This is a genomic window from Sphingomonas sp. 4RDLI-65 (assembly GCF_049472435.1).
In the GTDB taxonomy this organism is placed as follows: domain Bacteria; phylum Pseudomonadota; class Alphaproteobacteria; order Sphingomonadales; family Sphingomonadaceae; genus Sphingomonas.
Genome location: NZ_JBCEBT010000002.1, coordinates 293,438 through 311,654 on the forward strand (window position 1 = coordinate 293,438; position 18,217 = coordinate 311,654).

Consider the following 18,217-nt stretch of genomic DNA (forward strand, 5'->3'; position numbering starts at 1 on the left):
CTTACAGGGCTCGCCGTTGAAAATGAATGAAGGCCGTAAGTCGGCATGACATGACCGCGGGCCATGACCGCAGCCCAAGACCGCGGCATGCCGTGCCGGGTGATCAGCGCGAACCGAGTTTGCGTGCCTCTTCGACCAGCATCACCGGGATGCCGTCGCGGATCGGATAGGCCAGGCCCGCCGCGTCCGAGACGAGTTCCTGCGCGGCTTCGTCATAGCGCAGCGGCGTGCGCGTCATCGGGCAGACCAGCCGTTCGAGCAGCCAGGGATCCAGCGGCGTCGCGGTCATGCCCGCTCGCCCCCGGACGGTGGCGCGGCAGCGGCCTGCGCGGTGCGGCTGGCGTCGCTGCCGATCCGGCGTTGCGTCGCGACGTGTTCGATCGCGGTAATCTTCTTCGGATCGAAGAGGTTGGCGAAGAACATCCCGATCATCATCACGGCACCGTGCACGCGACCCTTGCTGGGCGACCTCACTGCAACGTCACCGATTCGTCGCCGTCGTGCCGCCCGAAGAACTGCATCAGCTGGATGATCAGTTCGGCGCGCTGCTCGATGTCCGGCGCCTCCAGCAATGCCTGTTTGGCGGCCGCATCGAACGGCGCGATCTGGGCGATGCCGTTGACCAGACTCTCGTCGTCGAGCCGCGCGACGGCGTCCCAATCGACCGCATAGCCCTGCATATCCGCAAACCGACGCGACTCCAGCTCCAGCGACGAGCGCCGCCCCAGCGACAGCGCGTCGTCCTCGATCAACGGCAGCAGCTCCGCCTCGACCTGGCGGAACGCGGTCGTCACATCGAGTTCGCGGACGATCCGGAACAGCGCGATGCCCTCCAGCACGACGTTGTACCGTCCGTCGTCGAGCGCCTCGACCTCGGCGATCTTGCCGACGCAGCCGATGTCGTACAGCGCGTCCGCATCGTCATTGGGTCCGCCCCGCGGCTGGATCATGCCGATCCGCCGGTCGCGCGCCATCGCATCGCTGATCATCGCCCGATAACGCGGCTCGAACATGTGCAGCGGCAGGTGCATGCCGGGGAACAGCAGCGCCCCCGGCAGCGGGAAGATCGACAGACGCGTGGTAGCGCGAGGGGGGGCGGACTCGGTTGTCATCCGAACAGGATCGCAGACAGACGGCGTCGCTGTCCAGACACCCATGGGTCTTCGAGCCCGACGACTTCGAACAGCTTCAGCAACTGCGTCCGCGCGGCGCCCTCGTTCCAGTCGCGCTCGGTGGCGATGATGCCGAGGAACGTGTCCGCGGCGGCATCGCGGTCGTTCGCCGCCATCTGGCCATTGGCGAGCGCGAACCGGGCATGCAGGTCGTCGGGGTTCGCTTCGACCGCAGCCAGCAGCGGCGACAGGTCCGCGACCGGGGGTGCCGACTGCGCGAGCGCGAGTGCGGCCTGCGCGCGGGTGATCGCGGGGTCCTTGGCGATCGCCGGATCGAGGTTCGCCAGCCAGTCCGCCGCCTCGTCGAGCTGCCCGGTCGCGACCAGCGCACGGACGAAGCCGGCATGGACCTGCGGATGCTCGGGCGCGATCTCGGCGATCTCGCGGAAGATGCCGAGCGCACGCTCGCCGTCACCCGCCGCGAGCGCCTCTTCGCCGACCGCGATCAACGGCTCGACATCGGGCGCCGCGTCGGTCGCGCTGGCCTCGATCGGCAGCTGCTTGAGCAATTGGTCGAGGATCACGCGCAACTGCGTTTCGGTACGGGCGCTGGTCATGTCGGCGACCAGCTGGCCCTGGAACATCGCATAGACGGTCGGGATCGACTTGATCTGGAATTGCGCGGCGATGAACTGGTTCTTGTCGGTATCGACCTTCGCCAGCACGACGCCCTTGTCGGCATAATCCGCGGCGACCTTCTCCAGCGTCGGCGTCAGCGCCTTGCACGGCCCGCACCATTCCGCCCAGAAATCGATGATCACGAGGCTCGTCATCGACGGTTCGACGACGTCGCGACGGAACGCCTCGACGGCGTCCTTCTCCGCGGGTGACATTCCAAGCGTGGCCAAGTTCAACTCCCGTGTGGTTCTAGTGCGGTATTTGGGGGGCGTCCGCGGCGAATGCCACCTCTAGGTTGGAACGCCCGGCACGACAAACGCGTGATATGGTCACACGGCGCCAGCCATCAATGCGCGCGAGCCATGATCCAAGACCGCGAACGATGCCTCTGGCGGCTCTGGACCCCCGTAGTCGCCGGACGATCGAACCAATCCTCCCCCGCCAGGGGGAGGTGGCGCCGAAGGCGACGGAGGGGGAGGACACGGACCCGAGGTTTTCCTTTCCTCCCCCTTCGTCTGGCAAGCGCCAGCCACCTCCCCCTGGCGGGGGAGGATCGCGGGGTCGAACGCCGATCCGTCCTCAATGAAAGTCCCGCGACTTGGGCAGCACGCGCACATCCCTCGGATGCGTCGCCCGCGGATGATGCGCCCTAGCATCCGGACTCCGCGTCAGCACCGGACGGATCACCTCGTCCACCCGTGCCAAGGGCGGCTCGAGCGCATGATCCTCCGACAACAGCCGCAGCATCTCGGTCCGGTCCTGCACCCGCGCCGTCATCAGATGCGTCACCCCTTCCTCGCTGCGCTGGATCACGCCCTCCAGCACCATCAGCCGCGATGCCATCACCGCGCGGCGGTTCGCCTCGAAGTCGCGCGCCCACATCAGCCCATTGGTGATCCCGGTCTCGTCCTCGATCGTCACAAAGATCGCATTGCCCTTGCCCGGCCGCTGGCGGACCAGCACGACCCCCGCGACCTTCGCGCGCCGCCCGTCCTTGGTGGCGTTGGCCTGGGCACTCGACAGGATGCCCTCGGCCGCAAAGCGTTCGCGCAGGAACGCCATCGGATGCCCCTTCAACGACAGCCGTGTCGTCTGGTAATCCGCCGCCACCTGTTCGGAGAGCGGCATCGCCGGCAGATGCGCGTCGGGCTCCACGCCAAGCTCGGGAACGTCGGCCGCGGCAAACAACGCAAGCTGCTTCGGCGGCGTCCGGCGCACGTCCCACAAAGCCTCGCGCCGCTCCTTCGCCACCGATCGGAACGCATCCGCATCGGCCAGCAGGTTCATCGCCCGCTGCGGCAAATTCGCCCGCCGCACGAGGTCCTCGATCCCGACGAACGGCCCGCCCGCCCGCGCCTCGACGATCGCCTCCGCCCAGTCCTTGCGAAACCCATCCACCTGCCGAAACCCCAGCCGCAAATCCTCCCTGGCACGGGGAGGGGGACTATCCGCAGGATGGTGGAGGGGGGGCGCCGCAGACGTCCGGCTCGGAAGGGTGGTCGGCCTATCCGTGCCGCCCGGAACAGGCCCAGTTGCAACCGCTACGTCCGTGGAAGCCCCCCTCCACCCCGCTTCGCGCGGTCCCCCTCCCCGTACCGGGGAGGATTCAAGCGAACTATCCCACCCGCTCGCATTCACATCGACCGACAGCACCGTCACCCCATGCTCGACCGCATCGCGCACCAGCTGGGCCGGCGCGTAGAACCCCATCGGCTGCGAATTGAGCAGCGCGCAGCAGAACACCGCCGGATGAAAGCATTTGATCCACGACGAAACATACACCAGCCGTGCGAACGACAGCGCATGGCTCTCCGGAAACCCGTACGACCCAAACCCCTCGATCTGCTTAAAACAACGCTCCGCGAACTCCGCCTGATACCCGCGTGCGACCATGCCGCCGACCAGTTTGGCCTGGAAATTGTCCATCCCCCCGACCTTGCGGAACGTCGCCATCGCTTTCCGCAACTGGTTCGCCTCGTTCGGCGTGAACCCGGCCGCGACGATCGCCAGCTTCATCGCCTGTTCCTGGAACAGCGGCACGCCGTAGGTGAAGCGGAGCAGTTGCTGCAGCTCGTCGGGCGGCCCGAACTTGGGATCGGGCGAGGGAAACTCGACCACCTCCTTGCCGCTCCGTCGCCGGAGATACGGGTGCACCATGTCGCCCTCGATCGGCCCCGGCCGGACGATCGCGACCTGCACGACCAGATCGTACAGCACGCGGGGTCGCAAACGCGGCAGCATGTTGATCTGCGCCCGACTCTCGACCTGGAACACGCCGATGCTGTCGCCCTTGCAGAGCATGTCGTACACGCGCGGGTCCTCGGCGACCGCGATCGTGTCGAGCAGATGATCGCCGTGGCCATGCGTCCGCATCAGGTCGAATGCCTTGCGGATACACGTCAGCATTCCGAGCGCGAGGATATCGACCTTCATCAACCCGAGCGCGTCGATATCGTCCTTGTCCCATTCGATGAAGGTGCGGTCCTCCATCGCGCCGTTATGGATAGGCACCATCTCGTCGAGCCGCCCCTGCGTCAGCACGAACCCGCCGACATGCTGCGACAGATGGCGCGGAAATTCGAGCAGCCGGTCGACCATCTCGCGCAGCCGCGCGATCTCCGGATTGTCGACGTCGAAGCCGGTCTCCGCAAAGCGCTGTTCCTGGAACCGGCTCGAGAAACTGCCCCAGACCGTGCTCGTCAGCCGCTGGGTCACGTCCTCGGTCAGGCCCAGCGCCTTGCCGACCTCGCGCACCGTGCTCTTCGGCCGATAGTGGATCACCGTCGCGGCGATCGCGGCGCGGTCGCGACCATAGCGACGGTAGATGTACTGCATCACCTCCTCGCGTCGCTCATGCTCGAAATCGACATCGATATCCGGCGGCTCGTCGCGCTCGCTCGACACGAACCGCGAGAACAACAGGTCGTATTTCATCGGATCGACCGAGGTGACGCCGAGCAGATAACAGACGACGGAGTTGGCCGCGGACCCCCGACCCTGGCACAGGATCGGCGGGTCCTGCGCGCGTGCGAACCGGACGATGTCGTGCACCGTCAGAAAGTAATAGGCGTAATTCCGCTCGCGGATCAGCGGAAATTCCTCGTCGAGCAGCGTGTGCATTTTTGCAGGGATGCCGTCCGGGTATTTCGCCCGTGCCGCCTCAAGGACAAGATGTTCGAGCCAGTCCTGCGCAGTCCAACCTTCCGGTACTGGCTCATGCGGGTATTCGTATTTCAGATCGTCGAGCGTGAAGGCGATCCGCGACAGCAACCGCGCGCTCTGCGCTACCGCATCTGGACGATCGCGGAACAGCCGGGCGATCTCGACCTCGGGCTTCAAATGCCGCTCGCCATTCGCCGCGAGCAGCCGCCCGGCCTTGTGGATCGTCGTACGCTCGCGGATGCAGGTGACGACGTCGTGCAGGTCCCGATCGTTGGGATAGGCATACAGCGCGTTGGTCGTCGCAAGGACGGGCACGCCGGCCGCATCCGCGATCCGACCAAGCCGCGCCAGTCGCCGCCGATCGCGGCCACCACGCGGCATCGTCACGCCCAGCCAGACCGCATCCGCGCCCAGTCGCTTCACCGACTGGAGGATCGTCGGCAAGTCGCGCTCGCGCCGTTGCGGAAGTGCATCCCCCTCCGGCAGCGGCGACACCGGCGTCGCGCCGCGCGCGCTGCTCTCGGGCATCACCACCAGCATCATGTCGGCATGATGCGCGATCAGGTCGCCAAGCCCGAGGATGCAGCCACCCTTTTCGGCACGCCGGTTACCGACCGTCAGCAGCCGGGTCAGCCGCCCCCAGCCACGCCGGGTGGCAGGATACGCAACGATGTCCGGCGTACCGTCCTCGAAGACCAGCCGTGCACCGACCAGCAGGCGGAAATCGATCTGCGGCATCGCCAGGCCGAGCAGGCCGTCGCGTGCCTTCTTCAACGCCTGATGCGCGCGGACCACGCCAGCAACCGTGTTGCGATCGGCGATCCCGATCCCGCTTAATCCCAATTCCACCGCCCGCCCGACCATCGCGCCGGCATCGCTCGCCCCATCGAGGAAGGAGAAATTGGTCGCCGCCACGAGTTCAGCGAACCCGGTCATGGCGCCGGCGCGGTCACGCGAAGACGCCGTGGAGGTACCAGCGGGGTGTCTCCATCTCGGAATACAGGCCGTGGCGGAAGATCCAGAAGCGACGGCCGCGGCGGTCCTCGATGCGGTAGTAATCGCGCGTCGGGATATCCTGGCGGCGCCACCATTCGCCGGCAATTCGCTCGGGACCTTCGCTGTGCGCCACGTCGTGCACGGTGCGGCGCCAGCGGAAGCGGTGCGGCGGGCCGTCGGGGACCTCGGCCATCATCGATTCGATCGGCTGTGGCGGATCGAACAGATAGATCGGGCGGAGCGGCGGCTCGCCCGTCTCGGGCGCGGTCCACGGTGTCGGGGCAGGGGCTTCGGCCGCGGGCAGCATCAGCTCGGCCTGTTCGGGAATATGACTGTCGCGTGCGGAAAACCGGCGCACGCGCGTCCGGCCCAGCCGCGTGCCGAGCTGGTCGACCAACTGCGCGACCTCGCCCTTCTGCGCCTCGCCGCCCTCCAGCTTCAATTGCGACGCGTCGAGCTTCTCGGCCAACGCGACGTCGAGCCGGACCAAGTCGTACCCGAATCCCGGATCGAGCGGGTCGGCGAGGCTGTCGATCCGTTCGCGGAACAGCCGCATCAACAGCGTCACGTCGCGCGTCGGCTGGCCGGTCTCGATCCGCAACCGCTGGACCAGGCCGTCCGCGCGAAACAGCCGCGCCTCCCAGCGTCGGCCGCCTTCGTGACGGTCGGCAAGCTGGCCCGCAGCTTCGGTGGCGAGTTCGGCCAGCATTTCGAGCGCGTATTCGGTTCGCGCGATCGGCTCGGCGAAGCGGCGTTCGACACCGATCTTCGCCACCGTGCGGCGCGCGACGATCGGCCCCTTCACCGACCCGTCGAGCCGGCGGATCATCATCGCCGCCTCCTCGCCGAATCGCGCCGCGATCACGCTAAGTGGGCGCGCCATCACGTCGCCGACCGTCTTCAGTCCGGCGCGCGACAGGGCGGTGATCGCATCCTCGTCGAGCCCCAGCGCCGCCACCGGCAACCGCTTCACCGCGCGCTTCTCGTCGGGAGCAGGCGCGCCGGCATAGCGAGCGAGCGCCCGCGCCGTATCGGGCGTGTCGCCGAACGCATGCCGCACCAGCAGTCCACGACGCGCGAGGCGCTCCTCGAGATCGGCCGCCAGTCGCCGCTCGCCCTCGAACTCGTGCACGCACCCGGCGATATCGAGGATCAGCCCATCGGGTTCGTCGAGCGCGACCGACGGCGTGTACCGCTGGCACCCGTCCGCCAGCCGCTCGAGCCATTCGTGATCGGCATGCGCATCATGCTCGTACACCTCCAGTTCCGGCACCCGCGCCCGTGCATCGGCCAGCGTCAGCCCCGGCTGGAGCCCCGCGCGCACCGCCTCGCGATCGAGCGCCTTGAGCCGCACCCCGCCCGAGACCGTCTCGACGAACGCGATCGGCGTTTCAGCCCGTCCGACGAACAGATGCGGCCGCATCGTCCGCAGCCGTTCGATCGGCAGCCACGGGAATACCAGCGCCAGGTAGCGCCGCGGAATCACCAGAGGCGAAGGCGGTTTGGTCGAAGATGTACGCGTCACGGTCCCACTCCACACGCCAGCGAAGCCCGGCCTGGCCTCCGCGTCGGCGCAGCAATTCGATGTCGAAGGCAGGTTTGCCCGGTGCGTCGGCTTCCAAGGGCCGGGAACGGCATGCCGCCACCTGCCAGCGCGACGCGGCCGCACTCGGCACCGGCTCGGCACCGATACGAAGACTGAGGATCGTCACGCCCGAGGCTTCGGCGGCCAGCATCAGCCGCCGCGTCGCAGTCAGGTCGATCTTCGGTGCGCGTCCCCAGGATTCGATCAGCAACGTGCCGAGCCCGTGACACCGCGCGGCATCCGCGGCGGCGCGCAACAAGTCCGCCTCGTCCTCGACCAGCCCCAGCACCAGCGACGTCACGTCGAGCCCCATCTCGACCAGCCCGGTCGCATGCAGCCGCCCGCCCTGGCGCTCGCTCGCCTCGGTCCGCAGCCACATCATCGGCGCCGCGCGTGCTGCCAATACCGAGGCGACGGCAAACCCCGCACCACTCGCCGAATCGTCGACCGACGCAAAAACCTCGTGGAGCTGCCCCTTCGCCATCCCCTGCGTCAGCCACGCATCGTCCGCGCGCGCATCGCCTTGGGTCGGCATGCCCGTCGTGGCGATCCGCTTCAGGCGGGCGATCAGGGCAAGCGACTCGTTCACAATTGTTCTTGTAATGTTCTATTGGTGGAGTCGCCAAGCGGAATCTCGCATCGGCTCGACGCTTTGTGCGGTGCACAACAATCGCAACACGCGGCGCACGACAATCGTGGCGAATTTCATGCGAAAGGTGAAAAGGTGCTTGCCGTCCCCGAAACACCGGGCTAACAGCGCGCCTCACCCAGTCACCGTGTCGCTTCAGACCGGAGACTACGGCGCCAGAGCGGGCGTAGCTCAGGGGTAGAGCACAACCTTGCCAAGGTTGGGGTCGAGGGTTCGAATCCCTTCGCCCGCTCCAGTTTTCCCGGTGGAAGACAGCGGCCCAGGCCGATGCGATATCTCAAAAATCCGCCGCGCCAGCATTCTCGGGTCAATCCCCGCATTCTTTCAGCCAATAATCGTTGCGGCTCGTCATCATCATGGCGCGCGGGATACTTTGCACGCGCGATGCCGTTTTGGCGTCCCGGACGTTAAATCGTCATGCAGAGCCTCATATCGATCCCGACCTACCAGCGCGCGCACCAGATCGGCCGCGCGATCGAGGCCGCGCTGGCGCAATCGCAGCATGACGTCACCGTCGTCGTGATCGACGATGCCTCGACCGACGATACCCAGGCGGCCTGTGCGCGCTGGTTCGGCCATCCGCGATTCGGCTATCTGAGGCTGGGGCATAATCTCGGTACGGCGGCCGCCAAGAACGTCGCGCTCGCGTTGCTGCCGTTCGACGCGATAACCTTTCACGATTCGGACGATATCCCGCACGTCGACAAGCTGTTGCGCCAGCAGCGGACGCTGTCGCGAACCGGGCTGGTCGCCGCCGATTGCGCGCCTTGGCACCTGGCGGGGGGCACGCAAGTCGCCGACGCGCCCGCGCAGCTCGATCTGGTGCTGACGGCGCACCGCTTCCTGTCGGCGGACGGCCGTGCGGCGCGCATCGCCCGCACGCTGTCGCTGGTCGAGGATTTTTTCCCCAACCTCCAATTCTCTGCCGGGCCGCCCGGCGACTGGGTGCTGATCAACAGCGGGCTGTTCCGACGCGATCTGTTCGCGCGGATCGGCGGTTATGCCGACAGCGTCGAGGAAGACCGCGACCTGCGCAATCGCGCGCTGATGGCGGGCGCGCATATCTGGTTCATCGACGACGTCCTGCTCGACAAATACGAACAGCCCGACAGCCTGACCGCCGCCGGCGCGACCGGTTATTCCAGCGCGCGGCGTCGCGACGATCGCAGCGCCCTGTGGCGGACGATCGCGGACTGGCGCCCGGGGACCGCGCCGGCGCCGGTGCCGATCGACCTGGCGGAGCTGACCATCGCGTTCGCCGCGATGCCGCAACCGCTGGCCGTGGCGACCGACATCGCGATGACCGGCGCGACGCGTGCGCGACTGGACACGGTCGTGGCGGCGCTCGCGTGACCGCGTCGCTGCTCGTCATCGCGCCGCATGCGGACGACGAGATCCTGGGCGCGGGGGCGATCATGGCCCGTGCCGCGAACGCAGGCGCACGGATCGCGGTCGTCGTCGCGACCGATGGCGCGCAGTCCGATCCGGGCCGCGACCCGGCGGTGCTGGTGTCGATGCGGCGTGAGGAATGCCGCGCCGGGCTCGCCCGGATGCTGGGATATGTCCCCCCGCTGCTGTTCCTCGAGCAACCCGATGGGGGCCTGTCGAGTTCGGCGATCCCGCCCCAGCTGATGACGACGCTCGAGGCATTCGTCGAGGCAGCCGCGCCCGATACGATCCTGGTCACCGATCCGGCCGACGGGCATCCGGATCACAAGGCCGCGTTCGGGCTCGCCAGCCGCTTGGTCAGCGCCGGAACCGGTCGCCTGCTCCGCGTCATGCCGGTTAGCCAGCGCGTCGATCGCCTGTTCGATCCGCGCGGCTATGAGGCGTTTGCGGTCGAGGATCTCGCCGACCGAAAGCGCGCCGCGCTGGCCTGCCACACGAGTCAGCTTGATCCTGTGGCGGGGTTTTCGCTCGCGCCCGACGTGTGCGACGCCTTCGCCACGGTCGAATATCTTCGCACCGCCTATGACCGCGACGATCGGGCGGACGACGCAACCCCCGCCGCGCATTTCGATGCGCTGTTCACCCGGTCGGCGGATCCATGGCGCTATGACGACGAACCCTATGAGCGCGATCGCTTCCGGCGCACCGTCGCGGCGCTTGCTGGGCGACGCTATCGCTCGGCGCTCGAACTCGGATGCGCCAACGGAGCGCTGACCGAGCAGCTCGCGCCCTTGTGTGACCGCCTGCTGGCGACCGACGCCTCGAACGCCGCGCTGGGCGCCGCGCGCGCGCGCGTCGTCGATCTGCCAAACGTGACGCTCGAACGGCGCGCGATGCCACATGATATGCCTCGCGGCACGTTCGACCTGATCGTCGCAAGCGACATGCTCTATTATCTGGGGCTCGACGGCATCGTCGCGCTGATGGCGGCGATCGAAATCTGCGCGACGCCGGATTGCCGTATCCTCATGGCGAGCTATCTCGGCGAGACCGACACCCGCGTCACCGGCGAGATGGCCGCCGAAATCGCGATCGCACACTTGCCGGGCTGGGTGCGGACGCATGTCGAGCGGACCGATCGCCTCCGCATCGACGTGATGGCCCGGCGTTGAGTACCAGCCAGTCGCGAGCGCGACGATGATCACAAACGTCGTTGCGATCGCGATCCCCGCCTTCGACGAGGCAGACCGGATCGGTCGATGCCTCGATTCGCTCGCCACACAACAGAAGCCGGGCAAGATCGTCGTGGTCGTCGTCGCCAACAATTGCAGCGACGCGACCGCCGCGATCGCGCGGGCGCCGCGATCGATCGACGTCGAGGTGATCGAGCATGCGTTCGCCGATCATGAGCGCGGTGCCGGTGCCGCCCGCCGCATGGCGATGGCGCAGGCGGCACGCTACGGCGAAATCGTGCTGACGACCGATGCGGACTGCGTCGTCGATCGCGACTGGGTCCGGGCGCACCGCGCGGCTTTCGCGCGCGGCGTCGATGCGGTCGCCGGGCGGGTCAGTGCGGACTGGCCGGAGTTGAGCCTGCACCCTCGGCCGGCGCTGCGGATCGGCGAGCTCGAATGGGAATATCTGGGTCTCATCGCCGACGCCGAGCCGCTTTTCGATCCCGTCCCCCATGATCCCGCGCCCCGGCATGCGCAGCGCTGCGGTGCCAATCTCGGCATCACCCGCGCGATGCTCGACCACGTTGGCGGCGTGCCCGCATTGGCGACGGGCGAGGATCGTGCGCTGCTGGTGGCGGTGGAGCACGCCGACGGACGCATCCGGCATGATCGCGCGCCGCACGTCACCGCGTCCGCACGGCTCGTGGGGCGCGCGGGCGGTGGCATGGCGGATGCCCTTCGGCTGCGGCTGGCGGCCGACTATCGGTGCGACGATCAGCTTGCGCCCGCCGATGCCCTGGTCGCGATGTGGCGGGCCCGCCATGCCGCCCGCGCCGCATGGCGTGGTCCCGTCGCAGGTGCGACCTTCGGTGCCGAATGGGCGATCGCGCGGCGGTCGCATGTCACCACCCGGTTGACGCCGGCCGATCTCCCCGCCCAGATCGCCCGCCTCCGAGAGATGATAGCCTCCGCCAATGGATAGCCTTTGATGACCGATACGATGCTGCCGGCCGACATTCTGGTGGCGATCCGGGCGCAGGACGAAGCGCTCGATCGCGGTTCGCACGGTCCCGGAATCGCGCTCGCACTGCTGCGCGACGCTGCGCTGCTGTCCGCGCCGCTGCCAGTGGACCGGGGCGGCAGGGGATGGGGCACGAGCGCGGCCGGTGCAGAGCCGATGCTCGCGTTGCTGGCCGAACTCGGCGGTGCCAGCCTGCCGATCGCGCGAATCTACGAAGGGCATGTCAACGCGATCAAGCTGGTGTTGCGGCACGGCGACCAGTCCCAGCGCGACCGGGTCTGTACCGCGGTCGAGGCCGGGGCGATCCTCGGGGTCTGGGGCGCGGAACGCGACCGGCCGGTGACGATCGGCGGCGACGCGCTGGCGGGCGTCAAGACGTTCGCGTCGGGGCTTGGCGACGTCACGCTGGCGATCGTCACCGCGAGAGACGAGAACGGGCTGCGCATGGTGCTGATCGACGCGACCGCCCCGGACCGCGGAGACCTGTCCGATTGGGACGTCGACGGCATGGTCGGCAGCCGGTCGGGCCGGTTCGACTGCACCGGACTGCCGGCAGGGCCGTCCGACCGGCTCGGCGCGGTCGATGCGCTGTTCGTCGAGCCCGATTTCCACGGCGGGCTATGGCGTCTGTGTGCCTGTTACGCCGGCGCGATGGCACGGCTGGCGCGCCTGACGGCCGAGCATGTCGATCGCGCGAACGGCCGCGGCGACTCCTTGTCGGCCCATCGCCTCGGGCATCTGGCGATGGAGGCGCGCGGCGCGGCCTTGTGGGCGCGCACCGCCTGTCTCGCGGTAGAGGCGGCGGGGGCATCCCCGGCCGAGGCGGTGGCGACGGCGTTGTTCGCGCGCGAGGCGATCGAACAGGCGGCAACCCGCCTGCTTGTTGATGTCGAGCGGATCCACGGCACCGCGATGCATCGCCGTGGCAGCGAAGTCGGCAGGCTCGCGCGCGATCTGCGCCTCTATCTGCGCCAGGCCGACCTCGATGGAAAACTCCGCGTCGCCGCCGAGCACTGGTTCGTCGGTGGCCACTGATCGGGCAGGGCGCGCGCTTGGCACTATCGCCGAGCCCGATGGTTCACGCCTCATGACGATACGAGATTTTCCCGGCGACGATGCAGACACGCGGCCCGACCCGACCCGATCGCGCGATGGGGCCGCACCGTTGCGGATCGCCGTCGTCGCGCATCTCCGGCATCCGATCGCGATGCCGTTCATGGGCGGCATGGAGGCGCATTGCCATCAGCTCGTCGGCGCGCTGGTCGAACGCGGCCACGACGTCACGCTGTTCGCCAGCGGCGACAGCGATCCCGCCCTGCCGCTGCACGCGATCGCCGAACGGCATTACGAGGCCGTCCTGCCCTGGGCGCAATGGCATGGCACGCCCGAACTCACCGCCTTCCAGGACGCCGCGTTCGGTCGCACCTGGGACGCGATCGCGACCGGCGGCTTCGATATCGTCCACAACAACACGATGCATCCGGTGCTCCATGTCCTGGCGCAGCGCGATCGCACGCCGATGGTGACGTCGCTGCATGTCCCGCCCTTTGCCGGGCTGGCGAACGCGGTCGCGGGCACCAGCGCGGCCTGGTTGCATCAGACCGCGACGTCGTACGCGCACCTCGCGACCTGGTGGACCACGCCGCCCCCGACTGCCTCGGTCGTGCACAACGGCATCGATACCGCCCTGTGGCGGTTCCACGCGACGGGCAATGGCCGCGCGGTCTGGGCGGGGCGGATCACGCCCAACAAGGGAACCGCGGTCGCGCTCGACGCGGCGAGGCTCGCCGGGATCGCGCTCGACGTGATCGGACCGATCGACTGCATGGACTATTTCACCGACCACGTCGCACCGCGGCTGGACCAGACGCGAGTCTATCACGGCCATCTCGGCGGCGCGGTATTGGTCGACGCGATCGGCGGCGCCTCCGTCCTGCTGTCGACCCCGATGTGGGACGAGCCGTTCGGGCTGATCGCCGCGGAGGCGCTCGCCTGCGGGGTGCCGGTGGCGGCCCTCGATCGCGGTGCGATGCGTGAGGTCATCGGCGCGTGCGGCGCGCTCGCGAGCGATGCCGCATCGCTCGCCACGGCGATCGCGGTGGCCGTCACGATCCCCCGCGAGGCTTGTCGCGAGCGGGTGGAACGACTGTTCTCGCTGGCCTCGATGGTCGCCGGCTACGAACGCGCCTATGCGTCGGCGATCGCCGGCTCGCGCATTTCCAGCTGCGCCAGCACGACCGACGTGCTGGCATAAGGCTGGTCGACCTGCTGCCGCGTCAGCGCCAGATCGTCCTCGGACACGTCGCGCAACCGCACATGCTCGCCGTCGCGCAACGTGATCAGCCCCATCAGCGTGAACGCGCGCAACCAATGCTCCATCGTGAAATGCCCCCATTTGTCGCGAAACCGCGCGGCATTCGCGATCACGCTGTCGACATGGTGGACCGGCGGCATGTGGTGCGGATGATATTGGTGATACACGCGCGCGCCGCGCACCCACAGGATCGGGATCCCCGCCGTCATCGCGACCCGCCCGAAATCGGTATCCTCGCCGCCATAGCCGACATAGCGTTCGTCGAACCCGCCGATCGACAGGAACGTCGCGCGCCGCATCGCGAAGTTGAGCGACCAGAAGCAACGATAGTCGGAGCAGTCGCCCAACGCCGCGACCGGTGGCCCGGCGCGCTCCGAATGCTTGACTCCGATCGCCGCGAACCGGTCGAAGTCGAGCCCGTCGGCGGTGGCACCCGACGGCAGGTACAGCACTTCGCCCATCAGGACCGCGTCGACCGTGTCCAGCTGCGCCAGATAGTCGGCGACCAGCGACGGCGCCGGAATGCAGTCGACGTCGAGAAAGATCAGGTGCTCGCCATGCGCCGCGCAGGCAGCCGCATTGCGCGCCGCCGCCAAGGGGATGCCGTCGGCGCCCACCATGATCTGCCGCACCGGGAACCGCGTCTCGGGAAGGTCGTACGGCGCGGCCTGCATCACCGCGATCACCAGTTCGTCGGGCATCGTCGTCTGCGCGTCGAGCGCACGGACGACATTGGCGAGATGCGTGGCACGGCCATGCGCAAGGGTACAGATCGAGACGGTCATGTCAGGCTTTCACGGGCGAACGGAGGGGCAGGGGGATAGGATCGGGGGAAGGCGCGGCGACCGGCAATGCCCAGGCATCGTCGGCCAGCGTCGAAAGCCATGATGCGACATCGGCGGCGGCGTTGGTATCGAACAGCGCCTGCTGACGTGCCAGATCGATCGCCGCCGCGCGCGTCCAGGCCTGCGTCCACGCGCCGGCATGCGACGGCCAATGGTCGAGCATGATCGCCGCCCCGGCCCGGTCGAGCATCCGCGCCTTCCAAAGCTGCTCGTCGAAATAGCGCCATTCGGGCACGACGATCCACGGGCGACCGATCGCGGCGATCATGTGCACCGTCGTATTGCCCGCCGACGACACGATCCGGTCCGCCGCCGCGATATACAAAGCGGGCGTATCGACCCAGCCGAGATGCCGCAGATTGCCGGGCGCGGTGGCGTGCCATTCCTGCTCGACCGCGCCGATCGTCAGCCACAGCACGTTCGGTTCCGCCCGCGCGCCGAGCGTCAGCGGCGTCGCCGGCGTGCCGGTGCCGCCACCCCCTGCGACGACGACGACAATCTCGCCGTCGATCGGCAATCCGAGCGCCAGCCTCGCATCGTGGCGGCTGGTCGATGCCACCTCGACACCGACGCCCGGCGCATAGTGCGTCTTGGCCAGCATCCAGTCGGGCCGACCCGGCTGCTCCAGCGAAGGCGCATAGGGTGCCAGGATGCCGAGCGCGGACTCATATGCCGCCATGTGCCCGGCGTCGCTGCGGTCGCCGTGCTGCAGCACGCTGACGCACGGGATCGACGCGATCCGCGCCAGCTGCGCGAGCTCGGCCGACACGTCGGTGACGAACAGCGCCGGCTGCGCGCTGTCGAACCACGTCGCGATCGTCGCCACCGCGTGCGTGATGCTGTGCCAGCCGAGCGGCGCGCAGTGCATCGTCGCGGGTGTCCGTGCGTTCGCCAAGGCGGGCGGCGCATCGCCTGTCGCCTCGAACAGCGACGGGATCGTCTGGACCGCGACATGGGGCGCGAGGGGCGGAAAGATGTCCGCCCGCGCCGAGAACAGCGTCACCGGCCGGTCCGCGGGCAGCGCGTTGACGATCGCGGCGGCGCGCTCGGCATGGCCGCGCCCCTGGTGATGCACGAAATACCCGATCGGCCGCGTCATGCGGCGCGCTCCGTGGCAAGCGCGCGCATGCCTTCGACGATCCCGGCGGCATGCGGCGCGCGCGCGAGATAGATCGTCGGCCGGCCGACCAGTCCGGCCAGCTCGGCGCTGTGGTTGGCGACGAGAATGCCGTTGCGGCACAGCGTCAGCATGTCGAGGTCGTTGCCGCTGTCGCCTGCGGCATAGACATGATCGCGCGCGATACCCAGCACGCGCGCCACCCAGGTCATTGCCGCGCCCTTGCCGGCGCGTTCGGGCACGATGTCGAGCAGTCGGCCGTGACTGTGGATGACGCGCACGGGCAAGTCGGCCACGACCATCCGGATCGCGGCGATCACCGCGGGTTCCTCGACGAAATAGCTCCTTTTGTGGCGCCGCTGTTCCACCGCCGGCTGCCGTTCCACCCCCACCAGCCGTGCGACCCGCGCGTCGATCGTATCGGCGTTCCAGCCCGCGTCGATATGTGCAGCGTATTCGGCGTCCGCGATCAGGCGGGCACCCGTGCGCCAGTAGATTTCGGCGCCGACCGAGGTGATCAGCACGTCGGGCGCGGGTTGTCCCCATTCCACCAGCAGCCGCTCCGCTTCCTGCAACGACCGCCCGGTCGCGACCCCGAAGGCGAGCCGCGGCTCGCTTTTCAGATACGCCGCCATCCCGATCGCCCCGACCGTGCAGCCGGTCAGCGTATTGTCGATGTCGCACAGCAACAGCCGCGCGGGCGACGGCCGCACGGGCATGACCGCGCGCAGGCCGTTCACGATGCCGACGAAGCGTGCGGCATAGCTCTTCCAGTCGAGCATGCGCGCATTGATCGACCCTGCCCGCGAGGCGCGCGCCCATTCGGCGCGGTCGTCGAGCAGCGCATTGATCGCGTCGGCGAAACTGCCGGGATCGCGCGGATCGGCGACCCGGCCATGGCGCAGCCGTGCGACGATGTCGGCGGGGCCGCCATGGTTCGTCGCGACCACCGGCACGCCGTGCAGCGCAGCCTCCGTCAGCGTCAGTCCGTAAGGTTCGGTCAGCGCGGGATTGACGAACACGCCGCCGGTCTCGCGGGCCAGCGCATAGAGCGAGGCGACGTCGCCCGCGCTGTGCCGCTTGGGCAAGGCGAGCGTTCCGTACAGGTCGTGGCGGTCCAGTCCGGCCAGCAGCGCGCCGATGACCGTCCGTTGCTCGTCCTCGCCGGTATCGGGTCCGTCGCGCAATCCCGCCACGATGACCAGATTGGCCCGGTCGCGCAGCCGCGTGTCGGCGGCGAACAGGTCGATCAGGCCGGCAAGGTTCTTCTTGGCGACCGGTCGCGCGATGGCGAGGATGATCGGCCGGTCGGGATCGCGCAGGAACGGGGCGATCAGCGCGCGGGCGCGGGCGCGGTCCAGGTCCACGGGCGCGGTGTCCGCAAGGCCGGCACCCGGCGGCACGCAGTGAATCTTCGCCGGGCAGGCCGACGGATACAGCATCAACTGCCGCTCCGCCTCGTCGCGCGAGGAGGCGATGATCGCGTCGGCGGTGGCGATCGCACGATCTTCTTCCGCGATACGCGGCGCCAGCGCGGCATGCGGATCCGCGAAGCATCCTGCCTTGTCGATCGCGAGCGAATGCGCGGTGTAGACGAATGGGATGTCGAACCGGTCGCGAACCAGCGCCGCAACCTCCGCCGCATCCGCAAAATGCGCATGGATGACGTCGGGACGATGCGTGAGCGTCGCGATGTGCGCGATCAGGGCCCGCGCGAACGCGGGCCGGTCGGCCGCGCCGGTTCCCTTGCCGAGATAGCCGCGATTGCCGGTGTCGATCCGGCGGATCGCCAGTTTCGCCGCGACCGGTTCGAACGGCACGGCATAGGCGGGGCCGAGCACCGGATCGTCGATCAGGCGGGTGACGATCTCCACCCTGTCGACATCGTCGCGCGCCGCCAGCGCCTGCGCCGCGCCGAGCGCATAGGTGATGTGACCCCCGGTATCCTCGGTAATCCCGAATTCGATCGGTGGTCCCTTAAGACATCCGCCAAGCGCGATCGACAGGATGAACAACAGGCAAAATCCCTAAACCTTGTAAAACGGGATCTCTCGGATCCGACCGCCATTAACGTACGGTTCAGGTCGAAGGTTGCGGCCGTGGGCCCGTTGCCGTGTCGCAAAGTGACTGATCGAGATTAGCATGACTTCTGCCTCGACCAGCAACGCGGTCGC

Annotated in this window: 15 protein-coding genes and 1 tRNA gene; 6 read left to right on the forward strand and 10 right to left on the reverse strand. The window is 68.4% G+C overall.

Translation table 11 applies throughout. From position 1 onward, the window contains the following. Window positions 1–103 precede the first annotated feature (103 nt). The 7 genes from VH567_RS06355 to VH567_RS06385 all read right to left on the reverse strand — a co-directional run bounded on the left by VH567_RS06355 (window position 104) and on the right by VH567_RS06385 (window position 8,122). Window positions 104–289: a Trm112 family protein gene (locus VH567_RS06355; protein ID WP_423324274.1), complete on the reverse strand. Its 186-nt coding sequence runs from the start codon at window positions 287–289 to the stop codon at window positions 104–106. Next, window positions 286–435 (reverse strand): hypothetical protein, encoded by a 150-nt coding sequence (locus VH567_RS06360; protein WP_423324276.1) that lies wholly within the window; start codon window positions 433–435, stop codon window positions 286–288. Before VH567_RS06360 ends, VH567_RS06355 begins: the two co-directional genes overlap by 4 nt. A gap of 35 nt (window positions 436–470) precedes the next feature. After that, window positions 471–1,112 (reverse strand): LON peptidase substrate-binding domain-containing protein, encoded by a 642-nt coding sequence (locus VH567_RS06365; RefSeq protein ID WP_423324278.1) that lies wholly within the window; start codon window positions 1,110–1,112, stop codon window positions 471–473. Next, on the reverse strand, window positions 1,109–2,005 hold the full coding sequence (locus VH567_RS06370) for a tetratricopeptide repeat protein (RefSeq protein ID WP_423325001.1): 897 nt from the start codon (window positions 2,003–2,005) through the stop codon (window positions 1,109–1,111). The genes VH567_RS06365 and VH567_RS06370 overlap by 4 nt, the downstream gene beginning before the upstream one ends. 364 nt (window positions 2,006–2,369) lie before the next feature. Beyond that, the gene (locus tag VH567_RS06375) at window positions 2,370–5,888 is read right to left on the reverse strand and encodes an error-prone DNA polymerase (RefSeq protein WP_423324280.1); all 3,519 of its coding nucleotides are present in this window, start codon (window positions 5,886–5,888) and stop codon (window positions 2,370–2,372) included. A gap of 13 nt (window positions 5,889–5,901) precedes the next feature. Continuing rightward, window positions 5,902–7,371 carry a Y-family DNA polymerase gene (locus VH567_RS06380; protein ID WP_423325003.1) on the reverse strand — a complete coding sequence of 490 codons (1,470 nt, stop codon included), beginning with the start codon at window positions 7,369–7,371 and terminating at the stop codon, window positions 5,902–5,904. Further along, window positions 7,340–8,122: an ImuA family protein gene (locus VH567_RS06385; RefSeq protein WP_423324282.1), complete on the reverse strand. Its 783-nt coding sequence runs from the start codon at window positions 8,120–8,122 to the stop codon at window positions 7,340–7,342. The genes VH567_RS06380 and VH567_RS06385 overlap by 32 nt, the downstream gene beginning before the upstream one ends. A gap of 220 nt (window positions 8,123–8,342) precedes the next feature. On the opposite strand from VH567_RS06385, the gene VH567_RS06390 reads away from it, so the two are divergent. From VH567_RS06390 to VH567_RS06415, 6 genes are all read left to right on the forward strand, one after another. Continuing rightward, a tRNA-Gly gene (locus VH567_RS06390) sits at window positions 8,343–8,417 on the forward strand. Between the two features lie 182 nt (window positions 8,418–8,599). Beyond that, on the forward strand, window positions 8,600–9,535 hold the full coding sequence (locus VH567_RS06395; protein ID WP_423324284.1) for a glycosyltransferase family 2 protein: 936 nt from the start codon (window positions 8,600–8,602) through the stop codon (window positions 9,533–9,535). Next, window positions 9,532–10,743, forward strand: coding sequence for a bifunctional PIG-L family deacetylase/class I SAM-dependent methyltransferase (locus tag VH567_RS06400; RefSeq protein WP_423324286.1), 1,212 nt, complete (start codon window positions 9,532–9,534; stop codon window positions 10,741–10,743). The genes VH567_RS06395 and VH567_RS06400 overlap by 4 nt, the downstream gene beginning before the upstream one ends. Before the next feature lie 25 nt (window positions 10,744–10,768). Beyond that, window positions 10,769–11,728, forward strand: a complete 960-nt coding sequence (locus tag VH567_RS06405) for a glycosyltransferase (RefSeq protein ID WP_423324288.1) — start codon at window positions 10,769–10,771, stop codon at window positions 11,726–11,728. Between the two features lie 6 nt (window positions 11,729–11,734). Continuing rightward, entirely contained in the window at window positions 11,735–12,802 is a 1,068-nt protein-coding gene (locus VH567_RS06410) for an acyl-CoA dehydrogenase family protein (RefSeq protein ID WP_423324290.1), read from the forward strand. 52 nt (window positions 12,803–12,854) lie between these two features. Then, complete coding sequence (locus tag VH567_RS06415; RefSeq protein WP_423324292.1) at window positions 12,855–14,021, forward strand: glycosyltransferase; 1,167 nt, start codon at window positions 12,855–12,857, stop codon at window positions 14,019–14,021. Here VH567_RS06415 and VH567_RS06420 read toward each other — a convergent pair. Genes VH567_RS06420 through VH567_RS06430 form a run of 3 tightly spaced genes read right to left on the reverse strand, consistent with a single transcriptional unit; the run spans window position 13,955 to window position 18,058 of the window. Continuing rightward, complete coding sequence (locus tag VH567_RS06420) at window positions 13,955–14,866, reverse strand: galactosyltransferase-related protein (RefSeq protein WP_423324294.1); 912 nt, start codon at window positions 14,864–14,866, stop codon at window positions 13,955–13,957. The two genes, VH567_RS06415 and VH567_RS06420, sit on opposite strands and share 67 nt — an antisense overlap. 1 nt (window position 14,867) lies before the next feature. After that, on the reverse strand, window positions 14,868–16,025 hold the full coding sequence (locus VH567_RS06425; RefSeq protein WP_423324296.1) for a glycosyltransferase: 1,158 nt from the start codon (window positions 16,023–16,025) through the stop codon (window positions 14,868–14,870). Next, a complete protein-coding gene (locus VH567_RS06430) occupies window positions 16,022–18,058 on the reverse strand; it encodes an HAD-IIB family hydrolase (protein WP_423324298.1) in 2,037 nt (678 codons plus the stop codon). Before VH567_RS06430 ends, VH567_RS06425 begins: the two co-directional genes overlap by 4 nt. Between the last annotated feature and the right edge of the window lie 159 nt (window positions 18,059–18,217).

Coding starts and splice junctions, on each gene's coding strand:
- VH567_RS06395 (WP_423324284.1), top strand. CDS start 8,600: ATGCAGAGCCTCATATCGATCCCGACCTACCAGCGCGCGCACCAGATC.
- VH567_RS06365 (WP_423324278.1), bottom strand. CDS start 1,112: ATGACAACCGAGTCCGCCCCCCCTCGCGCTACCACGCGTCTGTCGATC.
- VH567_RS06425 (WP_423324296.1), bottom strand. CDS start 16,025: ATGACGCGGCCGATCGGGTATTTCGTGCATCACCAGGGGCGCGGCCAT.
- VH567_RS06355 (WP_423324274.1), bottom strand. CDS start 289: ATGACCGCGACGCCGCTGGATCCCTGGCTGCTCGAACGGCTGGTCTGC.
- VH567_RS06405 (WP_423324288.1), top strand. CDS start 10,769: ATGATCACAAACGTCGTTGCGATCGCGATCCCCGCCTTCGACGAGGCA.
- VH567_RS06375 (WP_423324280.1), bottom strand. CDS start 5,888: ATGACCGGGTTCGCTGAACTCGTGGCGGCGACCAATTTCTCCTTCCTC.
- VH567_RS06420 (WP_423324294.1), bottom strand. CDS start 14,866: ATGACCGTCTCGATCTGTACCCTTGCGCATGGCCGTGCCACGCATCTC.
- VH567_RS06380 (WP_423325003.1), bottom strand. CDS start 7,371: ATGCGGCCGCATCTGTTCGTCGGACGGGCTGAAACGCCGATCGCGTTC.
- VH567_RS06415 (WP_423324292.1), top strand. CDS start 12,855: ATGACGATACGAGATTTTCCCGGCGACGATGCAGACACGCGGCCCGAC.
- VH567_RS06370 (WP_423325001.1), bottom strand. CDS start 2,005: ATGTCACCCGCGGAGAAGGACGCCGTCGAGGCGTTCCGTCGCGACGTC.
- VH567_RS06360 (WP_423324276.1), bottom strand. CDS start 435: ATGATGATCGGGATGTTCTTCGCCAACCTCTTCGATCCGAAGAAGATT.
- VH567_RS06410 (WP_423324290.1), top strand. CDS start 11,735: ATGACCGATACGATGCTGCCGGCCGACATTCTGGTGGCGATCCGGGCG.